Source organism: Rubellimicrobium rubrum (genome assembly GCF_006152115.1).
GTDB lineage: Bacteria > Pseudomonadota > Alphaproteobacteria > Rhodobacterales > Rhodobacteraceae > Rubellimicrobium > Rubellimicrobium rubrum.
Map to the genome: position 1 here is coordinate 29179 of NZ_VDFU01000028.1, position 22824 is coordinate 52002.

The following is a 22824-nucleotide window of genomic DNA, read 5'->3' on the forward strand; positions in this document are numbered from 1 at the left end:
ATTCCTGATCTTGGTCTTGGGCTGAGTTGGGGCGGCGGCAGCGGGCGTCAATGCCCGCTCAAGGCTCGCCCAGGGTTAGGGGGCGCACGTCCGCCGCCCCCTTGGAGCCCCGCCCCGATAGGGACGGGTTCTCCATGAAGAACTTGTGGCATGAGAAGCCGTGGCCGTCGTCGGGCTGGCGCGCGCGGGCGAAGCTGCCGTCGGGGTTCATGACCCAGGACTGCGCCACGTCGGCAAGGTTGGCAGCCATGATCTGGTCCACGATCTGCGCCTTGACGGTGGGGTTCATGGCCTCGACCAGCGACTCCACGCGGCGGTCCATGTTCCGGCCCATCCAGTCGGCCGACGACAGGAACACCCGCGCCCGCCGCGCGGGGAGGCCATAGCCATTGCCGAAGCAGACGATGCGCGAATGCTCCAGGAAGCGGCCAATGATCGACTTGACGCGGATATTCTCGCTCAGCCCTGCAATGCCAGGACGCAGGCAGCAGATGCCGCGCGCGATCACGCTGACCTTCACCCCCGCCTGCGATGCCGCATAAAGCGCGTCGATCAGGCTTTCCTCGGTGATGGAATTGGCCTTGAGCCAGATCGCCGCGGGCCGCCCGGCGCGGGCGTGCTCGGCCTCGGCGGCGATCATCTCCAGGAGCCGGGGCTTGAGCGTCAGCGGAGAGATGGCGAGGTTCTCCATCCCCTCGGGGGTCGCGTAGCCGCCCACGTAGTTGAAGAGCTTCGTCGCATCTCGCCCAAGCCGCGGGTCCGTCGAGAACAGCGACAGGTCCGTATAGATGCGTGCCGTGATCGGGTGGTAGTTGCCGGTGCCGAAATGGGTGTAGGTGACCAGCCGGTCCCCCTCGCGGCGGACGACGACGCTGACCTTGGCATGGGTCTTGAGGGTCGTGAAGCCGTAGACGACGTGCGCGCCGGCCCGTTCGAGCCGCCGCGACTGGCGGATGTTGGCGGCCTCGTCGAATCGGGCCTTCAACTCCACCAGCGCCGTCACCGACTTCCCATCCTCGGCCGCCTCGCAGAGAGCGTCCACGATGGGGCTGTTGCGCGATGTCCGGTAAAGCGTCTGCTTGATCGCCACGACATCCGGGTCCCGCGCCGCCTGCTGGAGGAAGCGGACCACGGTGTCGAAGGTCTCGTAGGGGTGGTGGAGCAGCATGTCCTTTTGCCGGATCGCGGCAAAGATGTCGCCGCCATGGTCCTGCACCCGTTCGGGGACGCGGGGGAGGAAGGGCGGCCACAGCAGGTCCGGGCGGGAATCGAGCACCAGTTCCGACAGGCTCCCGATGCCCAGCATCCGGTCCACCTCCACGACCTCCTGCGGCTCCACGGTCAGGTTGTCCATGACCAGGGTCCGCAAGGAGGGCGGCGCCCCGGCGGTGATCTTGAGGCGAACGACCTCGCCCCGCCGCCGCCGCTTCAGCGCCGTCTCGAACTCGCGCACGAGATCCTCGGCCTCGTCCTCGACCTCCAGGTCGCTGTCGCGGAGCACCCGGAAGGCGCAGGAACCGGTGACCCGGTAGCCCGGAAACAACCGGTCGAGATGCAGCAGCAAAAGCTCCTCGAGCGGAAGGAAGCGCTGGCCCCCGGCCGTGGGCAGCGGCACGAAGCGGTCCACTTGCGGAGGTAGCGGCAGCAGCGCGCGCAGCGAACGCCTCTCGCCCGTCCGCTCCAGCGACAGGGCAAGAGCGAAGCCCTCGTTCGGGATGAAGGGGAACGGGTGCGCCGGGTCGATGGCCAGGGGCGACAGGATGGGGAAGACGCGACTGAGGAAGACATCCTCCAGGAAGGGCCGGTCCTCGTCCGTCACGTCGGCACGGGTGAGGATCACGATCCCTTCCTGCGCCATCTTGGCCTTGAGCACCTCCCAGGTGGCCTGCTGGCGCGCGATGAGCCGGCGTGCCTCGGCGTCGATCAGGGCCAGTTGCCGGGCCGGGGTCAGGCCGTCCGGCGACGGCGTCGTGTTTCCGGCCCGCGCCAGCTCCCGCAGGCCCGCGACGCGCACGGTGTAGAACTCATCGAGGTTGGTGGCCGAGATCGACAGGAACCGCAGCCGTTCGAGAAGCGGCACGCGCGGGTTCTGCGCCTCCTCCAGGACGCGCCAGTTGAAGCCCAGCCACGAGAGCTCCCGGTTGAAGAAGCGGGCAGGGCCCGTCATGTCGGCGGGCGAGGCAAGGGGGGACGGAAAGGGCGCCTTGAGGAAGTCGGCGTCGGGCATCGGGGATCTCCTGGAGCCCAAAGGCTAGGACGCAGGCTCGCCGCTGTCGAGGACCCGCCGCGCCAATGCGAGGCTGACCCGCCGGCCCTCGGACAAGCTGGCCCGATCCAGGGTCGCGACCGCGCCGGCGGCGGCGGCGTGGGACCGCTCGATTCGCCGCGCAACGAAGGTCAGCACGCCGGGAGCCGGGAACAACTGCCGGTCCGCGAATTGCTTGGCGAGCAAAGCCTCGACCAAGGTATCGTCCGGAGGGTCCAGCCGCACCACCGTCGTGGCCTCCATGCGCGAGGCGAGGTCGGGGAGCCGGACCCCCCAACGTGCGGGGGGTCGGTCCGAGGTCAGCAGAAGCCGTCCCCCGGTGGAGACGAGATGGTTGTGCAAGTGGAACAGGGCGGTCTCGGATTCGCGGGGCAGGGCTTCGAGATCTTCCACCGCGATTGCCGCACCGGGGACGGGCAGGTCGGGGGAAAGTTCGCGCGCGTCCCGCCTCTCGGCTCCGGTCAGGCCCTGCCAGATCCGCACGAGATGGGTCTTGCCTGATCCCTCTGGCCCCACGAGAGCCAACTTGCCGTCAGGCCAGCGCAGCCCGCCTGCAATCATGGCATGAGCGTCCGCGTTCGAGTCGGACACGAAGAAGTCTTCGGGTCCCAGGGAAACCGGCAGCGCCCAGTCAAAGCTCAACTGCTCCGCATCGAGCGCGGGGGCGGTCGTGCGCGGCACCCGACGTTGTTTCTCTGGCCAGTCGTCGGCCGCAAGAAAGCTCAGCTGCTCGTCGGTCATGGCAGCCGCGCACCCTGGTAGATGCGGCTTTCCTTGTACTTGGCGATCGCAAAGCGAACGAGGACGCCCAGCACCGCCGCGACCGGCACGGCCACGATCACGCCCAGAAAGCCGAACAGCGCGCCAAAGGCCGACAGCGCGAACAGCAGCCAGACCGGATGCACGCCCACCCGTTCCCCCACGAGCTTGGGGGTCAGGAAGTTGCCTTCGACGAACTGGCCGGACTGGAAGATGGCCCAGACCGCCACCACCCAGATCCAGTCTCCCCAGAACTGATACAGCGCAAGCCCGATGGCCAGCAGCCCGCCCACCAGCGCGCCCACATAAGGAATGAAGGTCAGCGCCCCGGCGATGGCTCCGATCACGAGGCCGAAGTTCAGCCCCACCAGCGCCAGCGCCACGGCATAATATGTCCCTAGGATGAGGCAGACGAGGCCCTGGCCCCGGATGAAGGCCGCGAGCCGGTCGTCCATCTCATGCGCCAGGGCCCGGATCGTGGGCGCATGTTCGCGTGGGAGGAGATCGTCGATCCGCGCGACCATCGAGTCCCAGTCGAGCAGGAGATAGAAGGTCACGACCGGGACCACCACGACGATCAGGAGTCCGTTGATGACGCCCACGGCAGAGCTCAGGATCGTGTTGAGGAGCGTGCCCGCCCGTTCCTGAATTCCTGTTCCCAGTTCGGTGATCTGCTGGCGAAGGGGGCTGTCCGCCTCGACCAGCGTGGGAAAGCGGGCCGTCAGCCAGGTTCCGGTGCGGGTCACGAGGTCCGGGGCGATCTGGATCAGGGCGGTCGCCTGGTTCACCAGCGTGGGCACGATGATCAGGCTCGCGATCACGATGGCCAAAAGAGCGCAGAGCGTGATCAGCACCACCGCCCAAACTCGCCTGACCCCGGCCCGCTCCAACCTGTCGGCGATGGGGTCGAGCAGATAGGCCACGATCGCGCCCAGGATGAAGGGCAGGAGCACGGCGCCCAGAAACCAGAGCAGCAGGAAGAACACGAGCGCCGCGACGCCCCAGATCCGTGCCTGCTGCCCGACCGTCACGGCCATCGTGGCGCGCCCCTCTCCAAGTTCTGTCCAGATTTGGCCGACGTCATAAGGCTTGGCAAGGATGGGCGACAGGCGCGGGGTCGGGGAAACCCGACTTCATCGGATTGGCAGACCCGCATAGCGTCGGCGCATTAAACCGTTTCACGTTCCCATTTCGAACGGAGTTCCCGATGAACGCTTTCGCCCGCGGCCTGTCCGTCGTGTCCGACCATTCCGCCGCCATGGCCCGTGACCTGCTCGGGGCGGCAGGCCTGCAGCCCGGTCCGATCACTTTCCATACCACCTTGTCGTCCCAGGACACCGGAGCCCTCAGCGCCGTGCACGCGACCATCAGGGCCGGAACCTGCATCGCGCCCCATTGCCACGCCCATGAGGACGAAGTCTGCCTGGTCGTGTCCGGAATAGCTGAGTTCCGCATGCCCGACCGCATCCTGCGCCGCCGGGCTGGCGAAAGCCTGTTGATCCCCTGCGGCACCACGCACGAGGTTCGGGCCGTCACCGAGCTCCGGCTCATCGCTGCGCTGACCCGGCACGATCTGGGCCTTGCCGCCGAATGATGGCGGCGGCTGCTTGGGGCTGAACCCGGCAGGGGTGGCGAACCCTGCAGGGAAGGCGGTGGCTCGAAGCCAAGTCGCCGGGCTGCTGGCTTGTGGGCAGGGTCGCCGCTGCCCACACGCCCGGTTCAGGCACAGTCCGTCGTCTTGAAGGACCGACTGACCATCGTTCGCCGTAACAGGCTGGGCAAAGGCAGAAGAAGCCGAATGGATTCCAGTTGAATTACCAGCCTCGTGGAAGTCCGATTCCCTGTTCCATCCAGTCCATGCGAATGGACCTCGCCCGTTTCTCAACGTCGGTCGTTGAAACGGACATCATCGCAGGGATCGTTCTGATCGGTCATTCGGAGCAAAGTCTTTTCCCGAATGTTGATCGGGATCGGCCAATCCGTTTGCCCGTGATTGCCAGCCCCGCGCGACGCAGGACCGACCCCGACGCCTTGCGCAGGGGACATGGATTAGCGCCCCGACAAACGAATAAAGGTCCCCAGGCTTCGGGCCGGAATGGTCTGGGCGGGCCAGCTTCGGCCCATTGGGGAGCCAAGCAGGACCGATGGTTTTGATCAGGCCCGCGCTGTCCGAACAATCCCTTCTTGCGTGTGTGCAGGGCTTGCTTACAGGCATGTGGTTCGTCACTCGGTCCAATCTCAGGACCGGTCCCCGTCCAAACGCCCCGCTCGTTACACCCTGATCCTTGAAGGCCTCACCAGGCCGGGGCTGACGGATGGGTGACCCGCCACTTCCGGAATTCCATACCTCCCCCATGCGCAGTCTTGACGGACACAGGGCCCGAGGTGTTCAATTCGGATCAGAGCCGGGGCACATTTCGGGTCCTGTCTTCGGAAGCGCCAAATTTGACGCGCCTCCTGCAAATGACCTTGATCGTCGATATTGAATAAAGGGTGCGTCGTGCGCGACATTGCTTTCGTATTTTTTCTTGCGGCCGTTCTTTGCGTCACGGGTGGCATGGCCCTGGGCATCTGGATGGGCATCGCCCAAAACTTCACCTATGCGCCGGTCCACGCCCATCTCAACCTCGTGGGCTGGGCGACGATGGCGCTGTTCGCCATCTATTACCGCCTGACGCCCGCTGCGGCGCTGGGCTGGCTGCCCCGGGTGCATGCCCTTTTGGCTATACCGGGCGTGGTCCTGATGACCGGCGGCCTCGCGGCCGAGTTCTCCGGCCGGCCCGAGTTCCTGCCCGTCGCGATCCTGGGTTCGCTCATGACGGCAGCGTCCATGTTGGTGTTCCTGTTTACCGTGATCCGTCATGGCTTCGGCGCCGCCCCTGCACTGTCGCGGGACGAGCGGTTCGATGCCGCCCTGACGCCGGCCGAGTGACCCCGGGGAGTAACGAGTGATGGCCGGGCAGCCGCGCGCTTGCCCGGCCGGTTCCCTTGTCCTAACACGGCGCGACCGTTTTCGCCGTGAAGGACCCAAGAATGCGCCTCTCCCGCTACTTTCTCCCCGTCCTCAAGGAAAACCCGGCGGAGGCGCAGATCGTCTCGCATCGCTACATGCTGCGCGCGGGCATGATCAAGCAGCAGGCGGCGGGCATCTATTCCTGGCTCCCGCTCGGCCTGAAGGTTCTCCGCCGCGTGGAGCAGATCGTCAACGAGGAGCAGCAGCGCGCAGGGCATATCCCGCTCCTGATGCCCACGCTGCAGACCGCGGACCTCTGGCGCGAGTCCGGGCGCTACGACGACTACGGCGAGGAGATGCTCCGCATCACCGACCGCCAGAAGCGCGAGCTGCTATACGGCCCCACCAACGAGGAGATGATCACCGACATTTTCCGGAGCCACGTGACCAGCTACAAGGACCTGCCGCTCACGCTCTACCACATCCAGTGGAAGTTCCGGGACGAGATGCGCCCCCGCTTCGGCGTGATGCGGGGTCGTGAGTTCCTCATGAAGGACGGCTACAACTTCGACGTGGACCGTGACGCGGCCCTGCACGCCTACAACCGCCACATGGTCAGCTATCTCCGGACCTATGAACGCATGGGCCTGACCGCGATCCCGATGCGCGCGGCCTCGGGACCCATCGGCGGCGACAACACCCACGAGTTCCTGGTGCTGGCCAGCACTGGGGAGTCCGAGGTCTTCTACGACTCGACCGTAACCGACCTGAAGCTCGGCAACCGCGAGGTGGACTACGACAACCGCGAGGAGGTCGCGGCCGTCTGCCAGGAGTTCACAACGCTTTACGCCCGCACCGACGAGACGCATGACGGGGCGCTCTTCGACCAGATCCCAGAGGACCGCCGCAAGGTCGGACGCGGCATCGAGGTCGGGCAGATCTTCTACTTCGGCACGAAGTACTCCGAGGCGATGGGCGCGACCGTGACCACCGCCGACGGCCGCAAGGTGCCGGTGGAGATGGGCTCGCATGGCATCGGCGTGTCCCGCCTCCTCGGCGCGATCATCGAGGCCAGCCACGACGACAAGGGCATCATCTGGCCCGAGGGCGTCACCCCGTTCCATGCCGCGATCGTCAACCTCAAGCAGGGCGACGGAGAGGCGGATGCGGCCTGCGAGGCGATCTACGCGGGCCTCAGGGCGCGCGGCCTCGATCCGCTCTACGACGACCGCGACGCGCGGGCGGGCGAGAAGTTTGCGACCACCGACCTGATCGGCTTGCCCTGGCGGATCACCGTGGGGCCGCGGGGCCTCAAGAATGGCGTGGTCGAACTCACCTCCCGCCGCACCGGCGAGAGCGAGGAGATGTCGCCCGAGGCCGCGATCGACCGGGTGGCGCAGATCTACGCCGCCCATCTGTGACACCGGCACCGACCCGGGGCGGCGCGTTCTCGCCGTCCCGCTCGGCTTGACCTGCCCGGCTGAATCCTGTCCCGTCCCCCGCAAGGAGGACGACGAATGAAAGCACTCATCACCTGGGGCGGCTGGCCGGGGCACGAGCCCGAGGTCGTGGCCGACCTCTTCCGGCGCATGCTGGAGGCCGAAGGGATGGAGGTCACCGTGACCGACTCCCTCGACTGCTTCGACGATGCCGAAGGGCTGCGCGCCCTGGACCTGATCGTCCCGGTCTGGACCATGAGCGAACTCAGCCGCGAGCGGGCCACCAACGTGTCCGAGGCCGTGGCGCGCGGCACCGGGATCGCGGGCTGCCATGGCGGAATGTGCGACGCCTTCCGCGGCAACCCGCTCTGGCAGTTCATCACCGGGGGCCAGTGGGTCGCGCATCCGGGCGGCGACGGGCAGCGCTACACGGTCCGCATCACCCGGCCCGACGAAGCGCTGGTGCGCGACATCCCGGACTTCGAGGTCGAGACCGAACAGTACTACCTGCACGTGGACCCGGCGAACAACGTCCTTGCCACCACCCAACTCCCGACGGTGCCCTGGTATCATTCCCCGAATGGCACGGTGGAGATGCCCGTCGCCTGGACCCGCGCCTGGGGTCTGGGCCGCGTGTACTACAACGCGCTCGGCCACAAGGCGAACGTGATCGCCGAAGGCGCCCCCTTCGAGATGCTGCGACGCGGGCTTCTCTGGGCTGCCGAGGGCAAGGCGCTCGCGGCCGGGCGAGGGGTGGACCAGTTCCAAAGCCCCGGTAGTCACTGGTAGGCGTCAGCCCCCCAGCGCCAGCGCGAGCTCGTCCTTGGTCATCCGTGACCGCCCCTCGAGCCCGCGCTCTCGGGCGAGCGCCATCAACTCACTCTTGTTCCTACCTTGCAGGCTGGACCCCTTGGCCTTGGCGCGCCCGTTGGCATCGGTCGCCGCCTCGATGGCCTTAAGGAGATCGGCGTCGTTCATCGTCGAACGTCCCTCGATCTCCAGTTCCCGCGCGCGGGCGTCCAGCATCGCGCGGGTGGGGCCGTCCTTGCGGATCGCCGCCGCCTTGTCACGGATGTCCTCGGGCTGGTCCACGAACTGAAGCCGCCCGCCCCGCTTCTTGGCCGTGGTCCGGGCATATTCCTCCTCGGTCAGCAGGAGCCGGACGATCTTGGGCAGGTAGCGCTCGCCCGTTTTGTCGCTTTTGCCGCCGGACTTGGTGCCCCAATCCTCTTCGGTCCAGTGGTGCAGGTCGGTGTCGGCCTGCTTGGGACCCTTGTCGTCGTAGCCGCCGCCGCGCTTCTTGTATTCGCGCACGGCCATCTGCGCCTTGCGGGCCGACCACTCGCCCGGATCCCCGCCCTTGTTGCCGGCCGTGACCTCGGCCTTTACCGTCTCCCATAGCTTCGGGTTCGTCCGCTTCGCTCCGGCCATGTCCTGCTCCCAACCGATCACGCTTGCGGAACGCAGCGAGGCGCACCGGGGTTTCGGACCGGTGGTGGGCTTGACCCTGCCGCGCGCGCCTCCCAAGGATGCCCCGCATCCCCGAGGAGGCCCCATGGCCCGCAGCCCCGCCCCTTTCGCGCCCTACGAATGGATGATCGCTTGGCGCTACCTGCGCGCCAAGCGGGCCGAAGGGGGCGTGTCGGTGATGACCTGGATCAGCCTTGTGGGGGTCACTCTGGCCGTCTTTGCGCTGATCGCGACGCTCGCGGTCCGCTCGGGCTTCCGGGAGGAGTTCGTGGACACGATCCTGGGCTCCAACGCCCATGTGACGGTCTACCAGACCCCCCAGATCGGTCCTCAGGGGCAGGAGATCCGCACCATCCCCGAGGCCGATGCAATGGCCGACCGGATCGAGGCCGTGCCCGGCGTGACCCGCGCCGCGCCGCTGGTGCGCGGCCAAGTCATGGCGACCTTCGAGGGGCGCAACTCGGGTGTCGAGGTTTTCGGCATCGCGCCCGAGGATCTGGCCGGCATCCCCCGGGTCGCCACCCCCCAGGAGTCGGAGGGCGACCTCGCCCGGTTCCCCGAAGGGATCGCGATCGGCTCGGGCATCGCGCGTGAACTGGGGGTCGGGGTCGGCGACCGGCTTCGCATCATCTCGCCCGACGGGGCGCGCACGCCCATGGGCGTTTCGCCTCGCGTTTCGGCCTACGAGGTCGTCTACGTCTTCACCGCCGGACGCTACGACATCGACCGCACCCGCGCCTATCTGCCCATGGAGGCGGCCCAGACCTTCTTCAACCGCGCGCGCGTCGCGGACGAGATCGAGGTCATGACCGCCGATCCCGACAACGTGGAGGCCCTTGTCCCCGCCATCTTGGAGGCCGCCGGGCCCACGGCGCTGGCCTGGACCTGGAAGGACTCCTCGGGCGCCTTCCTCCAGGCGCTCACCGTGGAGGACAACGTGATGTTCGTGATCCTGTCGGTGCTGGTGCTGATCGCCTCCATGAACATCATCTCCGGCCTCATCATGCTGGTGAAGAACAAGGGCCGGGACATCGGCATCCTGCGCACCATGGGCCTGACGGAAGGTGCGATCCTGCGCGTCTTCTTCCTGTGCGGGGCGTCCATCGGAACGATCGGCACGATCCTGGGCGTGATCCTGGGCTGTGCCTTCGCCATCTGGATCGACCCGATCTTCGCCGCCGTGAACTACCTGTCGGGCGGGGGCGTCTGGGATCCGTCGATCCGGGGCATCTACCGCTTGCCGGCCAAGCTGGAATGGGCGGACGTGCTGTCGGCCGTGACGCTGTCGCTGTTCCTGTCCTGGGTCGTCACGCTGTTCCCCGCGCGCCGCGCCGCCCGCATGAACCCTGTGGAGGCGCTGCGCTATGAGTGAGGCTTCCGGACAGGCGCTCGCCCTGCGCGGCATCCGCAAGACCTACAACCTGGGCCTCCCCACCGCGGTGGAGGTCCTGCGCGGCGTGGACCTCGCCATCGCGCCGGGCGAGGTGGTGGCCCTCGTCGCGCCCTCCGGGGCGGGCAAGTCCACGCTCCTGCACATCGCGGGCCTGCTCGACACCCCGGACGAAGGGCAGGTTCAGCTCAACGGGACCGACATGACGCGTCTGGGCGACCGGCAGCGGACACTGGCCCGCCGCGACCTCGTGGGCTTCGTCTATCAGTTCCATCACCTCCTGCCCGAGTTCACGGCCTTGGAGAACATCGTCCTGCCGCAACTCGCTCACGGCACGCCTCGCAAGGCGGCCGAGGATCGTGCCCGCGACCTGATGGACCGCGTGGGCGTCGGACCCCGCGCCTTGCATCGACCCGCGCAGTTGTCCGGGGGCGAGCAGCAGCGGGTGGCCTTCTGCAGGGCGCTTGCCAATGCGCCGCGCCTGCTGCTGGCGGACGAGCCGACGGGCAACCTCGATCCCGACACCTCTGACCGGGTGTTCGAGGCGCTCATGGTTCTCGTGCGCTCGACAGGCCTTGCGGCGCTCATCGCGACGCACAACCTCGGCCTGGCGTCGCGCATGGACCGGGTGCTGAGGCTCGACGCGGGGCGGGTGGTTCCGGCATAGTCGGGGCAAGGCGACTCAAGGATCGCCACCCGGGACAGAGCAGGAGCCTCCATGCGTCACCTCATCCTTCTTGCGCCGCTGGCGCTCATGGCCTGCGTGCCCGCCGACCCCCACGAGGACGTCTCGGGCCGCAACGCCTTCCTTGAGTCCTGCGCCTCGTGCCACGGCGTGGACGCCAAGGGCACCGGCTCCATGGCCGAGGGCCTTGATCCCCGCCCCGCCGACCTCACGACCATTGCGGCGCGGAACGGGGGCACCTTCCCGCGCGACCGGGTCATGAGCACCATCGACGGCTTCGCCCGCGGCGCGCATTTCAGCCCCGCTATGCCCGAGTTCGGCGAGACCGACCTAGGCGAGACCGTCGTGGTCGAGGAAACCCCCGGCGTCGGAACGCCCGTGCCCGAACGGCTGCTCGCGCTGGCCGATTATCTCGAAAGCATCCAGGAGCCCTGAGGCCGGGCTGACGTCCGTCAGTCGCCTCGGTCGGGGAGGGGCGCTCCGTCGCAGATCCCCTCGACCTTCACGCCGTCCCAGGGCAGGGCGATCCACTCCGTCATGGGCTCGTCGAGAGGCCGGAGCGGGAAGTACTCGGACAGCATGGTATGGAGCCGCTCCGTCCTGTCGGACTCGGGCGCGAGGCTGCGGCAGCAGACATATTCCTCCATGATGGAGCCCTGCTGCTCGTAGCCGTAGCCGAGGAAGTCCGTGCTGGTATCGAGGTCGAAAAGGTAAGGGTCCGCCGAACCCGCATGCTCGAGAGCCGCCTTGAGCGGGTGGTAACGCGTCAGCGCCCGGTTCTGCCACTGCCAGGCATGAACCATCTCGTGCGCCAGCAGCATCGCGTCCGCCAGCGGCAGTACCTCGGGCCACCCTTCGACCATGTCGTCGCGGTACAGGTCGCGGCGCACGTAGATATCCTCGAACAGGGAGATCGCCCCTGTTGCCGTCCGGATCGTCTCGCCTTGGGGAGGTGGGAAGAGCCGTGCCTGACAGGTCAGCCGTGGGGGCGTGGGGAGAATTCGCGTGGCGCTCAGCCGTTGGGCGTCGTGGAGTCGCACCCTTGATGTGTCGAGAGCGGGCCCATGAAGACCGGACAGGAAGGCCACCTCGCCAGGCGTGAGGGGCCGGCCACAGGCCGTCAGGAGGAGAAGGGCAAGCAGGGTTCGGCGCATCTCCCGATCAGGCCATGCGGAACCAGCGGGAACAAGAGGGCGCGTCTCAGGCCACCGAAGAGGGGCGAGCCTCCTTGGCAAAGGGCGACAACCCAAGCCACGACGACATGGAGCTCCGTAGGGCAGGCGGCCCGTCCACCTCGACTACGCCCGCAGCAATCTCGGCCCGAAGGGTGGTGTAACCCATCCAGATCGCCGTCATCGTGCGGAGCGGGCTGCGCACGTGCAGGTCCACCTCGTGCCCTGGATCGATGAGACAGCGATCCGCCTCGCCATCCTCGATCACCAGCCAGTAGTGGCGTCGCTTCTCATCCACGTCGGGGTACAGGAACTGAACCGTCGTGCGTCCGGGCGGAAAGGCGCGGACGTCGATCCAGCGCCGCATGTCCCACATCAGCAGCGTGGGATCGAGGTTCCGCAGCGACAAAGATGATTCGACCCACCTCTGTCCCCAAGTGCCCAGGCCCATAACCAGGGGCCGCAGCTCTTCCCCTGCCTGGGTCAACCGGTAGTCGTTCACGCCCGGCTGACGGGTGGGCTCGGTACGGACCACGCCAGCTTGCTCCAACTCCTTGAGCCGTTTGGACAGGAGCGCGGGCGACATGCGCGGCACCCCGCGCCGCAAGTCGTTGAACCGGGTGGAGCCGCAAAGAAGCTCGCGCACGACGAGCATGGTCCAGCGCGAGCAGACCACCTCCGCCGCCATCGAGACCGGACAGAACTGGCCATAGGAGGAGCTCATCAGGGGCCTCCGCATCTGCTTGGATGATGCGCCCGAGACCATCCTCGGTCCAGTACAGATTCATGACTGGATCGATTCGCGCCTTGGGCAGACACTTTCCGGCATTTGAACCGGAGGTTTCCATGACCGTTCTTGACGCCATTTCCACCCCAACCACCCTGGCCGAGAAGGCCAAGATCCTGGGATCGGCCTTTGAAGACCGTGCCCAGGCTCTTGATGACACCGACACCTTCGCCGCCGAGAACTTCGCGGACCTCAAGGCTGCGGGCTTTCTGGAAGCGGGCGTGCCAGCCGAACTGGGCGGCGGCGGCGCGGACATTCCTGAACTGTCGCTGATGCTGCGCACCCTCGCGCGGCATTGCGGATCGACGGCCCTTGCCTTGGCCATGCACACCCACCAGGTCGCGATCCCGGCCTGGCGCTGGCGGCACCAGGGCGTTGGCGCCGTCGAGCCTCTTCTCAGGCGCATCGCCGCCGAGAAGCTGGTCCTCGTATCCACCGGTGGCTCCGACTGGGTCGGCGGCGGCGGCGACGCCATTCCCGTGGAGGGCGGCTACCGCATCCAGGCCCGCAAGGTCTTTTCCTCCTCGGCTCCTGTAGGCGACCTCATGATGACCATGGCGGTGCTCAGGGACGGGGACGGCGGGGATCAGGTGCTGCATTTCGCCGTGCCGCTCCGGTCGCCCCATGTCCGGCTGGAGGACACCTGGCATACGTTGGGCATGCGAGGGACCGGCTCGCAGGACGTGCTGATCGACGGTCATGTGGTGCCCGAGGCTGGCGTCTCGCTCCGTCGCCCGGCTGGCCAGTGGCACCCGGTCTTCCAGGTCATCGCCACCATCGCGGTGCCGATCATCTATTCGGCCTATGTCGGTGTGGCCGAGGGGGCCCGCGACGCCGCCGTGGTGCTCGCCAAGCGCCACCCCAACGCCCACACGATCGCCCTTGTCGGCCGGATGGACACTGAACTCATGGGCGCTCGCCTCGCGCTTCAGGGCATGCTCGATGTCATCGCCGAGAACGCGCCAGCGGCCGACAGCGTCAACCGGGTAATGATGGGCAGGACGCTGGTCGCACGTCACGCCCTCGCGGCGGGCGAGTTGGCGATGGAGGCGGCTGGTGGGGCGGCCTTCTACCGCAGAAACGGGCTGGAACGACGGTTCCGCGACCTACAAGGCGCTCGCTACCACCCGATGCAGGCTGGGCCTCAGGCAGAGTATGCCGGACGGATGGCACTAGGGATGGAGGTCGAACGGGTGTACTGATGGCGGGTGGTGGGGGCACTGCGGCGCCCCCTCCATCTCACACGTCCAGTTCTTCGACGAAGCGTGCGTTCTCCTGGATGAACTGGAACCGCATCTCCGGCTTCTTGCCCATCAGCCGCTCGACCAGATCCTCGGTCTCGCCGGGCTCGTCGTCCTGCAGGCTCACCCGGATCAGCCGCCGGGTCGCAGGGTCCATGGTGGTGTCCTTGAGGTCCTTGGCGTCCATCTCGCCCAAGCCCTTGAAGCGCTGAACGTCGATCTTGCCCTTGCCGCCGATGCCCTTGGCCATCCACTTTGCCTTTTCGGCGTCGTCGGCCACGTAAAGCCGCTTCGTCCCCTGCGTCAGCCGGTAAAGCGGCGGGCAGGCCAGATACAGGTGCCCTTTGTCGATCATCGGGCGCATCTGCGTGAAGAAGAACGTCATCAGCAGCGAGGCGATGTGAGCCCCGTCCACGTCGGCGTCGGTCATGATGATGATCTTCTCGTAGCGCAGGTCGTCCACGTTGAACTTGGAGCCCAGCGACACGCCCAGAGCCTGCGACAGGTCGGCGATCTCCTGGTTGCTTCCCAGCTTGGAGGAAGCTGCCCCCAGAACGTTCAGGATCTTGCCCCGCAGCGGCAGCAACGCCTGGGTTCGCCGGTCCCGCGCCATCTTGGCCGATCCGCCCGCCGAGTCGCCCTCGACGATGAACAATTCCGTCCCTTGCCGGTTCGTGGCCGAGCAGTCCACGAGCTTGCCGGGCAGCCGCAGCTTGCGTGTGGCCGACTTGCGCGCCGTTTCCTTCTCCTGCCGCCTGCGGATGCGCTCCTCGGCCCGTAGAACCAGGAAGTCGAGGATCGCCCCCGCGCTTTTCGTGTTGGCGGCCAGCCAGTGGTCGAAGTGATCGCGCACGGCGCCTTCGACCAAGCGCGCGGCGTCGGCGGTCGCCAGGCGGTCCTTGGTCTGGCCCACGAACTCCGGCTCGCGGATGAAGCAGGACACCAGCGCGCAGCCGCCTGTCAGCAGGTCCTCGCGGGTGATATCCGCGGCCTTCCGGTTCTTCGCCAGCTCGCCGTAGGCCTTGAGGCCTTTGAGAATTGCGGTCCAGAACCCGGTCTCGTGCGTGCCGCCCTCGGGGGTCGGGATGGTGTTGCAGTAGGATTGCAGGAACCCGTCACGCGCCGGGGTCCAGTTGATCGCCCACTCGACCTTGCCCGGAACGCCGAACTTCTCGGGGAACGAGACCGTGCCCGCGAACGGCTTGTCGGCATAGGTGCTGGCGGCTCCCAGCGTCTCGGTCAGGTAGTCGGCCAGCCCGCCCGGAAAGCGGAACACCGCCTCGGCGGGCGTGTCGCCGTCCTCGATCTCGGACTTCCAGCGAATCTCCACGCCCGAGAACAGGTAGGCCTTGGACCGCACCATCTTGAACATGCGCGACGGGCGCAGCTTGTGGTGGCCAAAGATCTCCTCGTCCGGGTGGAAGGTCGAGGACGTCCCCCGGCGATTGGGTGCGGCCCCCAGGGTCTGCAATGGCCCAAGCGGAATCCCACGCGAGAATCGCTGCTCGTAAAGGACCTTGTTCCGCGCGACCTGCACGATAAGGCTGTCCGATAGCGCGTTCACTACCGACGCGCCGACGCCGTGGAGGCCGCCCGAAGTCTCGTAGGCCTTGCCCGAGAACTTGCCGCCCGCGTGGAGCGTGCAGTGGATGACCTCCAGCGCCGATTTGCCGGGGAACTTGGGATGCGGGTCAATGGGCATGCCACGCCCGTTGTCTCGGATGGTCACTGACCCGTCCGCCAGCAGCTCCACCTCGATGCGGTTGGCGTGACCCGCCACCGCCTCGTCCATGGAGTTGTCGAGGATCTCGGCCACGAGGTGATGCAGCGCCGCCTCGTCTGTGCCTCCGATATACATGCCCGGCCGCTTGCGGACGGGCTCAAGCCCCTCCAACACCTCGATGGAGGATGCGTCGTAGGTTTCGGTCACGTTCAGCAGATCGTCGGGCATGGCTAGGGCGTTCTCGTTGTGTTCTTCCCAGCTAGTCATTTTCCAGCCTTTCCGCAACGTTTCAGGGTGACGCAGGGCACATCAAAGCCACATGGGCTCGGCGGACCGCTTCTCCCACATGGCCTTGAAGGCCGGACGGGCCTGGCAGGCGCGCAGCCAGGCATCCGTGGATGGGTAGTCCGCCAGCAGAGGCTCGTGGGCCTGCCCGTACCGCAGGATCTCCGCAAGGTTCACATCGGCGACGGTGAACCGCCCGCCCACCATGTGACGCTCGCGCGACAGGTGCCGCTCAAGGGCCCGGAGAGGGCGTCCCAGCCGCTCGACCATGTGGGCGATCTCGGATTGCCCGGCCTCGGTATCGGCGCGGCCATAGGTGTAGGCGTTCTGGATCGCGAGCCCCGGCTCCTCCATGGAGGTGGCCGCGAACAGGGTCCACTGCGTCATCAGCGCGTTCTCGGCCTCGTCGCGCGGACCCAGGTCGCCGCCATAGCGCCGCGCCAGATACAGGTTGATCGCCAGCGACTCGGTCAGCACGAGGTCGCCGTCGACCAGGACCGGGATCGCCCCCATGGGCGACAATTCCAGGAACTCGCGCGAGCGGGTGTTGAGGGGGGCCTCTGGCCCGTCCGCGCGGTCCAGCCGGTAGGCCTGCCACACCTGCCGCAACTCCAGCTCGAGCCCGATCTCCCCGGCGAGCCAGAGGTTGCGGGTCGCGCGGCTGCGGTGGGCGCCGTAGAGCACGGGCATGGACGAGTCCTCCTGTCTGGACCTCTCCTTGCTAGACGCCCTCGCGCGGCCTTGAAAGCCGGAACGGGGCAGGGTTCACTCCCGGCGCGGCAAAGGAGGAACACCCATGCGCGTCTTCTTCACCGGCGGGGCCGGAAAGGCCGGTCGCCACGCGATCGCCCATCTGGTCGAGCAGGGGCACCAGGTCACCAACATCGACCTTGCGAAGCTGAACCATCCGGGCGTCCCCGACCTGCGCGTGGACCTGACCGACGGGCATCAGGTCTTCAACGCCATGGCCTCGCCGGCCTCGGGCGCGGAGCTTGACGCCCCCATCGGTCCCTACGACGCCGTGGTCCACTTCGCGGCCATTCCCTCGATGTTTCTGACGGCGGACAACGAAACCTACCGCGTCAATGTCCTGTCCACCTACAACGTCCTCGATGCCGCGACCAAGCTCGGCATCCGCAAGATCATCGTCGCTTCCAGCGAGACCACCTACGGCGTCTGCTTCGCCGATGGCGAGGTGCGCCCCGACTACATCCCCGTGGACGAGGAGCACCCCACGGTGCCCCAGGACAGCTACGCCATGTCCAAGGTCTGCAACGAGGCGACGGCCCGCAGCTTCCAGGCCCGCACGGGTCTCGACATCTACGCGCTGCGGATCAACAACGTCATCGAGCCGCACGAATACCTGCAATACGCCAAGACCTGGCGCGAGACGCCCGAGGTCCGCCGCCGCAACATCTTCGCCTATATAGACGCGCGCGACCTGGGCCACATGGTGGATCGTTGCCTGCGGACGGACGGGCTGGGCTATCAGGTCTTCAATGTCTCGAACGACGATTCTTCGGTGGGCACTCCGTCGGCCGAGGTGATCGAGCGCTTCTACAAGGGCATCCCGCTCAAGCGGCCCTTGGGCGAGTTCGAGACCTTCTACAGCTCCGACAAGGCCAAGCGCCTGCTGAACTATGCTCCCTCGCACGGCTGGCGTGACCTGCCGTGAGCAACGTCGCAGCCGCCCCCTTGATCCGGGCCTTCGACCTTGCGGCGTTCGAGGGCGCGACCGGCGCCGACCGGGAGGGCAGGGCGCGGGAGCTTGACCGCATCTGCCGTGAAACCGGGTTCCTCGTCCTTTCGGGGCATGGGGTGCCCGAGGCGACTGTCCAAGGAGTCTGGGAAGCCGCTCGGCGCTTCTTCGCCCTCCCGCCCGAGGAGAAGGCCCAGGTTTCCGCCCCGTATCCCGGCTATCCCTATGGCTGGCTGGGCCCCAACCGCGAGGCGCTCGCTCGGTCCAAGGGCGAGGACACGCCCCCCGATCTCAAGGAGTCGTTCAACGGCGGTCCCCTGACGCGTCCCGAAGGCATCGCCGATCCCGATGCCTACGCCTTCTGCTACGCGCCGACGCTCTGGCCCGACCTGCCCGGCTTTCGGGAGGCATGGGAAGCCTATTATCGCGCCCTCGAAGACCTCGCCGCGCGCGTCATGCGAGCGATGGGGGTGGCGCTGAACCTGCCCGAGTCCTTCTTCGACTCCTACCTCCGCGCACCCGTCTCGGCCCTTCGCGCGCTCCACTACCCGGCCATGCCAGAGGCTGCTCTTCCGGGGCAGCAGCGCGCCGGGGCGCACACGGACTACGGCTCCCTGACGATCCTGCGGCCCCAGCCTGGGTCGCGGGGGTTGGAGATCCGCGATCCATACAGCGGCCAATGGACCGAGGTCGCGGCCCCACCCGGAACCTTCGTGGTCAACATCGGCGACCTGATGGCCCGCTGGACCGCCGACCGCTGGGTGTCCACGCTCCACCGCGTCGTGGCCATCCCCGGCCAGCCCGCACGCCAGAGCCTCGCCTTCTTCCATCAGCCGGACTGGGAGGCCGAGATCGTCCCCCTCGACGGCTCCGACGCCTACGCGCCCGTCCGCTCGGGTCCCTACCTCCGGGCCAAGTTCACGGCGACCGGGACCTAACCGGCCTGTTCAGGCGCGCACCAAACAACTGCGGAAGGGCGGCTCGAAGGTTTCCACGACGCGCGAATCCGCGCCAAACTGAACAATCCGTGATCGTGCCGCTGGACCCTAAGGTCGTTCCAGCCTAAGTGCGCCGCCATGACCCAAGCAGCAGCCCTTTCCCCCGCCCAGACGGGCTGGTCCGGCCATGTGCGTGGCCTTCTCGCGCTCGCGGTGCCGCTGATCGGCTCGAATCTCGCGGGTTTTGCGATCCAGCTCACCGATACGGTGCTGCTGGGGTGGTACGACGTGACCGCGCTGGCGGGCATCGTTCTGGCCGGGTCGCTCTGGTTCATCATCATGCTCATGGGCTCGGGCTTTGCCGGGGCGGTGATGCCGCTCGCAGCCAAGGCCGCCCAGGAAGGCGACGTGCGCGAGGTGCGGCGTGTGACACGGATGGGCCTCTGGCTGTCGCTGGCCTATGCCGCCGTGTCGCTGGCGATCCTGCTGCCCTCGGGACGCATCTTCGCCGCCCTGGGGCAGGAGCCCGAGGTGGCGCGTCTGGCCGGGCGGTATCTCGAGATCGCGGGCTGGGGCATCATCCCGGTGCTGATCGGCATGGTGCTGCGCTCGTTCCTCACCGCGCTGGAACGGCCCTCCGTGCTCCTCATCTCGACCATCGGGGCAGCGGTGCTCAACGCGGTCTGGGGTTATGCGCTGATCTTCGGTGTCTGGGGGATGCCCGAGATGGGGATCGAGGGCGCCGCCTGGGCCGCACTGGCCACGCAAACGCTCTCGGCCGCGCTCTTGCTCGGCTATGCCCTGATACGGCTGCCGCAGTATGGCCTGCTGACCCGGTTCTGGCGCCCCGACTGGTCGGCGATGGGTCGCGTCTTCCGCCTGGGTTGGCCCATCGGCGGCCAACTCTTGGCCGAGGTCGGGCTCTTTGCCGGCTCCGCCATCATGGTGGGCTGGGTAGGGGAGGTGCAGCTTGCGGCCCACGGCGTTGCGCTCCAGATGGCCTCGGCCACCTTCATGATCCACCTCGGCCTGTCCCAGGCGGTGACCGTCCGCACGGGCCAGGCGCTCGGGCGCGGCGACCGTGAGGGCATGGTGCAGGGGGGCCTCGTGGGGATCGGGTTGTCCGCCTTCTTCGCGCTGCTGGCCAGCGTGGTCTTCCTGCTGTTCCCCGAACAGCTCATGGCTGTCTTCGTCGACCCGTCCGACCCCAAGCGGCCTCAGGTGATCGCCGTGGGCGTGACGCTCCTTGCGCTTGCAGCCGTCTTCCAGCTTTTCGACGGGGCCCAGGTGCTGGCCATCGGCCTCCTTCGCGGCCTTCAGGACACGACCGTGCCCATGGTCCTCGCGGCGCTCAGCTATTGGGTGTTCGGCCTGCCGGTGGGCTATGTCCTGGGCTTCGTGCTGGGCTGGCAAGAGGTCGGCGTTTGGGTCGGCCTCGTCACCTCGCTCATTGCGGCGTCGGCGCTGCTCATGGCACGGTTCTGGCGCCGGGCCTCGCGCCCCTTGTCAGGACTGCACGCGTAAATGTTCGACTTCATCATCGGCTGGATCGAGCAGGGGGGCCTGCTGGCCGTAGGCCTCCTCATGATCCTCGAGAACGTCTTCCCCCCGATCCCGTCCGAGCTGATCGTTCCGCTGGCCGGGTTCAAGGCCGCGCAGGGCAGCTTCAGCCTGTTCGGGCTGCTGATCGTGGCCGCCCTGGGATCGACGGTGGGGACGCTGCTCTGGTACGGCCTCGCCCGGGCCTGGGGGCGCGATCGCTTCCTTCGGTTCCTGGACCGGCATGGCGTCTGGCTGACCATGTCGCGCGAGGAGGCGGAAACGGCCATGGCATGGTTCCAGCGCCACGGCCCTGTCGCGGTGTTCCTGGGCCGCTTGGTTCCCACGGTGCGCACGCTGATCTCGGTGCCGGCTGGCCTGTCCGAGATGTCGTTCCTGTCGTTCCTGCTCTACACCACCGCGGGCAGTGCCACCTGGATCGCGATCCTCGCCGGAGCGGGCTACCTGCTCGAGGACAACTACGAACGCGTCGAGCATTGGGTGAACCCCGTCTCGACCTTCGTGGTCGTCGCGATGGTGGCGCTCTACCTTTACCGGGTCCTGCGCGGATTCCAGAAACGGCGGGCCTGAGTCAGCTCAGGCCCTTGCAGAAGTCCTGGATGCGCGAGCAGGCCTCCCGGAGCTGAGCCTCGCTGGTGGCATAGCTCACCCGGAAGGCGGGGCTCAGGCCGAACGCCGCGCCAAAGACGACCGCCACGCCCGTCTCGTCCAGCAGCGCGGTCGCGAAGTCCTCGTCCGTCTCGATGCGGGCGCCGCTGCGGCTCGTCTTGCCGATGCAGCCCGAAATGTCGGGATAGACATAGAACGCCCCTTCGGGCCTCGGGCAATGCACGCCTTCGGCTTCGTTCAGCATGCCCACCACGAGGTCGCGCCGGCGCTGAAACAGCATCCTGTTCGGTTCAAGGAAGTCCTGCGGCCCCGTCAGCGCCTCCACGGCGGCCCACTGGCTGATGGAGCAGGGGTTCGAGGTGCTCTGCGACTGGATCTTGGCCATGGCACGGATCAGCGGCACGGGGCCGGCCGCATAGCCGATCCGCCAGCCCGTCATGGCATAGGCCTTGCTGACGCCGTTCACGGTCAGGGTCCGCTCATAAAGGCCTGGCTCCACCTGGGCAGGGGTGGCGAACTTGAAGTCGTCGAAGACGAGATGCTCGTACATGTCGTCGGCCATGACCCAGACCTGGGGATGCCGCATGAGAACATGCGTCAGGCCCTTGATCTCGGCTGCCGTGTAACCCGCCCCTGTCGGATTCGATGGCGAGTTGAAGATCAGCCACTTGGTACGCGGCGTGATCGCCGCCTCGAGCTGCTCGGGGCTGATCTTGAACCCGGCCTCGGGTCCCGCCGCGACAAAGACCGGCTGCCCGCCCGCCAGCAGCACCATGTCGGGATAGCTGACCCAGTAGGGCGCAGGGATGATGACCTCGTCGCCGGGGTTCAGTGTCGCCATCAGCGCGTTGTAGAGCACCTGCTTGCCCCCGGTGCCGACCGTCACCTGGCTGGGCTGGTAGACCAGGCCGTTCTCCCGGTCGAACTTCTGGCAGATCGCGCGCTTCAACTCGGGGATGCCATCCACCGCCGTGTAGCGGGTCTTTCCCTCGCGGATGGCGCGAATGCCGGCCTCCTGGATATTGGCGGGCGTGTCGAAGTCGGGCTCTCCGGCCCCGAGCCCGATCACGTCGCGGCCCATGGCCTGCAACTCCTGGGCACGGGTCGTGACCGCGATGGTCGGGGACGGCTTGACGCGGTCGAGCGTCGTGGACAGGAAGGCCATGGGGGTCTCTCGGGCGCAAGGGGACAATCCGGCCTTACGCCCCGCCCGCGTCGCTCACAAGCACCAAGGGAGGCGATCCATGACGGAAACCCGCGAAGCCCGCCTGGGCCGCCTGAAGACCCGCTCCATGTGGCGCGGCATCCGCGAGATGGACCTGATCCTTCGCGACTTCGCCGACAGGGAGCTTACGGGCCTCCCGCCCGACACGCTCGACCTCTACGAGGCAATGCTGGCTGAGAACGACCATGACCTGCTGGCCTGGATCAGCGGAGCCATCCCCACGCCCGCCCGCTACGACGCGCTGATTGCACGCATCCGGGCAACCGCCGTGGGTCTCACCCGGCCGGAATGATCGGCTTTTCTGTAACTTGTCGGCGTCTTTAGAACCTTCGTGGAACGGCCTTAACCCGTTCTTGGCAATTTTTCTGGCACCTTGCCGCAAATGCGCCACAACGGAGAACCGACATGAATGTCCGGACACCCGTCGATTCCATCCTCCCGGCCCGGGATGCCGCGTTCATGCGCAGCTATCTCGATGCGCTGACGCTGGTGGAACGACTTCATCGCCTTCTGCTCGATGTCATCAAGGACGAGTTCGAGAGGCTGAACATATTGGACGTGAACCCCGTCCAGGCCCTCTTGCTGTTCAACATCGGCGACAACGAGGTCACGGCCGGGGAACT

23 protein-coding genes are annotated in these 22824 nt (G+C 67.2%); 14 read left to right on the top strand and 9 right to left on the bottom strand.

Annotated elements, in window-relative coordinates; genetic code table 11:
- Positions 1-58 precede the first annotated feature (58 nt).
- The 3 genes from FHG66_RS17290 to FHG66_RS17300 are packed head-to-tail and all read right to left on the bottom strand — an operon-like array spanning position 59 to position 4062.
- Positions 59-2227 carry an RNA degradosome polyphosphate kinase gene (locus FHG66_RS17290; protein WP_139078296.1) on the bottom strand — a complete coding sequence of 723 codons (2169 nt, stop codon included), beginning with the start codon at positions 2225-2227 and terminating at the stop codon, positions 59-61.
- Positions 2228-2251: 24 nt separating this feature from the next.
- Positions 2252-3007, bottom strand: coding sequence for a P-loop NTPase family protein (locus FHG66_RS17295; RefSeq protein ID WP_139078297.1), 756 nt, complete (start codon positions 3005-3007; stop codon positions 2252-2254).
- Positions 3004-4062 carry an AI-2E family transporter gene (locus tag FHG66_RS17300; protein WP_139078298.1) on the bottom strand — a complete coding sequence of 353 codons (1059 nt, stop codon included), beginning with the start codon at positions 4060-4062 and terminating at the stop codon, positions 3004-3006. The genes FHG66_RS17295 and FHG66_RS17300 overlap by 4 nt, the downstream gene beginning before the upstream one ends.
- 170 nt (positions 4063-4232) lie before the next feature.
- On the opposite strand from FHG66_RS17300, the gene FHG66_RS17305 reads away from it, so the two are divergent.
- The 4 genes from FHG66_RS17305 (at position 4233) to FHG66_RS17320 (ending at position 8206) form a co-directional block, all read left to right on the top strand.
- Positions 4233-4619, top strand: a complete 387-nt coding sequence (locus tag FHG66_RS17305) for a cupin domain-containing protein (RefSeq protein ID WP_139078299.1) — start codon at positions 4233-4235, stop codon at positions 4617-4619.
- A 906-nt stretch (positions 4620-5525) separates the two neighbouring features.
- On the top strand, positions 5526-5957 hold the full coding sequence (locus FHG66_RS17310; protein WP_139078300.1) for a hypothetical protein: 432 nt from the start codon (positions 5526-5528) through the stop codon (positions 5955-5957).
- A 101-nt stretch (positions 5958-6058) separates the two neighbouring features.
- Entirely contained in the window at positions 6059-7399 is a 1341-nt protein-coding gene (gene proS, locus FHG66_RS17315; RefSeq protein WP_139078301.1) for a proline--tRNA ligase, read from the top strand.
- 96 nt (positions 7400-7495) lie between these two features.
- On the top strand, positions 7496-8206 hold the full coding sequence (locus FHG66_RS17320; RefSeq protein WP_139078302.1) for a ThuA domain-containing protein: 711 nt from the start codon (positions 7496-7498) through the stop codon (positions 8204-8206).
- A gap of 3 nt (positions 8207-8209) precedes the next feature.
- Here FHG66_RS17320 and FHG66_RS17325 read toward each other — a convergent pair whose 3' ends face one another.
- Positions 8210-8848, bottom strand: a complete 639-nt coding sequence (locus FHG66_RS17325) for a Rho termination factor N-terminal domain-containing protein (protein WP_139078303.1) — start codon at positions 8846-8848, stop codon at positions 8210-8212.
- 124 nt (positions 8849-8972) lie between these two features.
- On the opposite strand from FHG66_RS17325, the gene FHG66_RS17330 reads away from it, so the two are divergent.
- The 3 genes from FHG66_RS17330 to FHG66_RS17340 are packed head-to-tail and all read left to right on the top strand — an operon-like array spanning position 8973 to position 11397.
- Positions 8973-10259: a lipoprotein-releasing ABC transporter permease subunit gene (locus FHG66_RS17330; RefSeq protein WP_139078304.1), complete on the top strand. Its 1287-nt coding sequence runs from the start codon at positions 8973-8975 to the stop codon at positions 10257-10259.
- Positions 10252-10944, top strand: coding sequence for an ABC transporter ATP-binding protein (locus FHG66_RS17335; protein ID WP_139078305.1), 693 nt, complete (start codon positions 10252-10254; stop codon positions 10942-10944). Before FHG66_RS17330 ends, FHG66_RS17335 begins: the two co-directional genes overlap by 8 nt.
- Positions 10945-10995: 51 nt before the next feature.
- Positions 10996-11397, top strand: coding sequence for a c-type cytochrome (locus tag FHG66_RS17340; RefSeq protein ID WP_139078306.1), 402 nt, complete (start codon positions 10996-10998; stop codon positions 11395-11397).
- 17 nt (positions 11398-11414) lie between these two features.
- Here the strand turns inward: FHG66_RS17340 and FHG66_RS17345 are convergent, their stop codons facing one another.
- Complete coding sequence (locus FHG66_RS17345) at positions 11415-12116, bottom strand: hypothetical protein (protein WP_139078307.1); 702 nt, start codon at positions 12114-12116, stop codon at positions 11415-11417.
- Positions 12117-12162: 46 nt separating this feature from the next.
- Positions 12163-12858, bottom strand: coding sequence for a winged helix-turn-helix transcriptional regulator (locus tag FHG66_RS17350; RefSeq protein ID WP_246082665.1), 696 nt, complete (start codon positions 12856-12858; stop codon positions 12163-12165).
- Positions 12859-12980: 122 nt separating this feature from the next.
- Here FHG66_RS17350 and FHG66_RS17355 point away from each other — a divergent pair, with 122 nt between their 5' ends.
- The gene (locus FHG66_RS17355; protein WP_139078308.1) at positions 12981-14123 is read left to right on the top strand and encodes an acyl-CoA dehydrogenase family protein; all 1143 of its coding nucleotides are present in this window, start codon (positions 12981-12983) and stop codon (positions 14121-14123) included.
- 37 nt (positions 14124-14160) lie between these two features.
- On the opposite strand, the gene parE is transcribed toward FHG66_RS17355, so the two are convergent.
- On the bottom strand, positions 14161-16113 hold the full coding sequence (gene parE / locus FHG66_RS17360; protein ID WP_139078324.1) for a DNA topoisomerase IV subunit B: 1953 nt from the start codon (positions 16111-16113) through the stop codon (positions 14161-14163).
- Positions 16114-16194: 81 nt separating this feature from the next.
- Positions 16195-16860 (bottom strand): glutathione S-transferase family protein, encoded by a 666-nt coding sequence (locus FHG66_RS17365; RefSeq protein ID WP_139078309.1) that lies wholly within the window; start codon positions 16858-16860, stop codon positions 16195-16197.
- Positions 16861-16966: 106 nt separating this feature from the next.
- Between FHG66_RS17365 and FHG66_RS17370 the strand changes: the two genes are divergently transcribed.
- The 4 genes from FHG66_RS17370 (at position 16967) to FHG66_RS17385 (ending at position 20937) form a co-directional block, all read left to right on the top strand.
- The gene (locus FHG66_RS17370) at positions 16967-17845 is read left to right on the top strand and encodes an NAD-dependent epimerase/dehydratase family protein (protein WP_139078310.1); all 879 of its coding nucleotides are present in this window, start codon (positions 16967-16969) and stop codon (positions 17843-17845) included.
- The gene (locus FHG66_RS17375; RefSeq protein ID WP_246082666.1) at positions 17842-18807 is read left to right on the top strand and encodes an isopenicillin N synthase family dioxygenase; all 966 of its coding nucleotides are present in this window, start codon (positions 17842-17844) and stop codon (positions 18805-18807) included. Before FHG66_RS17370 ends, FHG66_RS17375 begins: the two co-directional genes overlap by 4 nt.
- 138 nt (positions 18808-18945) lie before the next feature.
- A complete protein-coding gene (locus FHG66_RS17380) occupies positions 18946-20331 on the top strand; it encodes an MATE family efflux transporter (RefSeq protein ID WP_139078311.1) in 1386 nt (461 codons plus the stop codon).
- Positions 20332-20937 carry a DedA family protein gene (locus tag FHG66_RS17385; protein WP_139078312.1) on the top strand — a complete coding sequence of 202 codons (606 nt, stop codon included), beginning with the start codon at positions 20332-20334 and terminating at the stop codon, positions 20935-20937. It begins immediately after the preceding gene.
- Between the two features lies 1 nt (position 20938).
- Here the strand turns inward: FHG66_RS17385 and FHG66_RS17390 are convergent, their stop codons facing one another.
- Positions 20939-22141 carry a pyridoxal phosphate-dependent aminotransferase gene (locus FHG66_RS17390; RefSeq protein WP_139078313.1) on the bottom strand — a complete coding sequence of 401 codons (1203 nt, stop codon included), beginning with the start codon at positions 22139-22141 and terminating at the stop codon, positions 20939-20941.
- A gap of 79 nt (positions 22142-22220) precedes the next feature.
- On the opposite strand from FHG66_RS17390, the gene FHG66_RS17395 reads away from it, so the two are divergent.
- Complete coding sequence (locus FHG66_RS17395) at positions 22221-22493, top strand: succinate dehydrogenase assembly factor 2 (RefSeq protein ID WP_139078314.1); 273 nt, start codon at positions 22221-22223, stop codon at positions 22491-22493.
- 113 nt (positions 22494-22606) lie between these two features.
- Positions 22607-22824, top strand: a 218-nt coding sequence (locus tag FHG66_RS17400; protein ID WP_139078315.1) for a MarR family transcriptional regulator, incomplete at its 3' end; no start/stop codon positions are given.

Coding starts and splice junctions, on each gene's coding strand:
- FHG66_RS17330 (WP_139078304.1), top strand. CDS start 8,973: ATGGCCCGCAGCCCCGCCCCTTTCGCGCCCTACGAATGGATGATCGCT.
- parE (WP_139078324.1), bottom strand. CDS start 16,113: ATGCCCGACGATCTGCTGAACGTGACCGAAACCTACGACGCATCCTCC.
- FHG66_RS17290 (WP_139078296.1), bottom strand. CDS start 2,227: ATGCCCGACGCCGACTTCCTCAAGGCGCCCTTTCCGTCCCCCCTTGCC.
- FHG66_RS17320 (WP_139078302.1), top strand. CDS start 7,496: ATGAAAGCACTCATCACCTGGGGCGGCTGGCCGGGGCACGAGCCCGAG.
- FHG66_RS17350 (WP_246082665.1), bottom strand. CDS start 12,858: ATGAGCTCCTCCTATGGCCAGTTCTGTCCGGTCTCGATGGCGGCGGAG.
- proS (WP_139078301.1), top strand. CDS start 6,059: ATGCGCCTCTCCCGCTACTTTCTCCCCGTCCTCAAGGAAAACCCGGCG.
- FHG66_RS17395 (WP_139078314.1), top strand. CDS start 22,221: ATGACGGAAACCCGCGAAGCCCGCCTGGGCCGCCTGAAGACCCGCTCC.
- FHG66_RS17355 (WP_139078308.1), top strand. CDS start 12,981: ATGACCGTTCTTGACGCCATTTCCACCCCAACCACCCTGGCCGAGAAG.
- FHG66_RS17390 (WP_139078313.1), bottom strand. CDS start 22,141: ATGGCCTTCCTGTCCACGACGCTCGACCGCGTCAAGCCGTCCCCGACC.
- FHG66_RS17305 (WP_139078299.1), top strand. CDS start 4,233: ATGAACGCTTTCGCCCGCGGCCTGTCCGTCGTGTCCGACCATTCCGCC.
- FHG66_RS17370 (WP_139078310.1), top strand. CDS start 16,967: ATGCGCGTCTTCTTCACCGGCGGGGCCGGAAAGGCCGGTCGCCACGCG.
- FHG66_RS17335 (WP_139078305.1), top strand. CDS start 10,252: ATGAGTGAGGCTTCCGGACAGGCGCTCGCCCTGCGCGGCATCCGCAAG.
- FHG66_RS17300 (WP_139078298.1), bottom strand. CDS start 4,062: ATGGCCGTGACGGTCGGGCAGCAGGCACGGATCTGGGGCGTCGCGGCG.
- FHG66_RS17345 (WP_139078307.1), bottom strand. CDS start 12,116: ATGCGCCGAACCCTGCTTGCCCTTCTCCTCCTGACGGCCTGTGGCCGG.
- FHG66_RS17325 (WP_139078303.1), bottom strand. CDS start 8,848: ATGGCCGGAGCGAAGCGGACGAACCCGAAGCTATGGGAGACGGTAAAG.
- FHG66_RS17380 (WP_139078311.1), top strand. CDS start 18,946: ATGACCCAAGCAGCAGCCCTTTCCCCCGCCCAGACGGGCTGGTCCGGC.
- FHG66_RS17295 (WP_139078297.1), bottom strand. CDS start 3,007: ATGACCGACGAGCAGCTGAGCTTTCTTGCGGCCGACGACTGGCCAGAG.
- FHG66_RS17365 (WP_139078309.1), bottom strand. CDS start 16,860: ATGCCCGTGCTCTACGGCGCCCACCGCAGCCGCGCGACCCGCAACCTC.
- FHG66_RS17385 (WP_139078312.1), top strand. CDS start 20,332: ATGTTCGACTTCATCATCGGCTGGATCGAGCAGGGGGGCCTGCTGGCC.
- FHG66_RS17340 (WP_139078306.1), top strand. CDS start 10,996: ATGCGTCACCTCATCCTTCTTGCGCCGCTGGCGCTCATGGCCTGCGTG.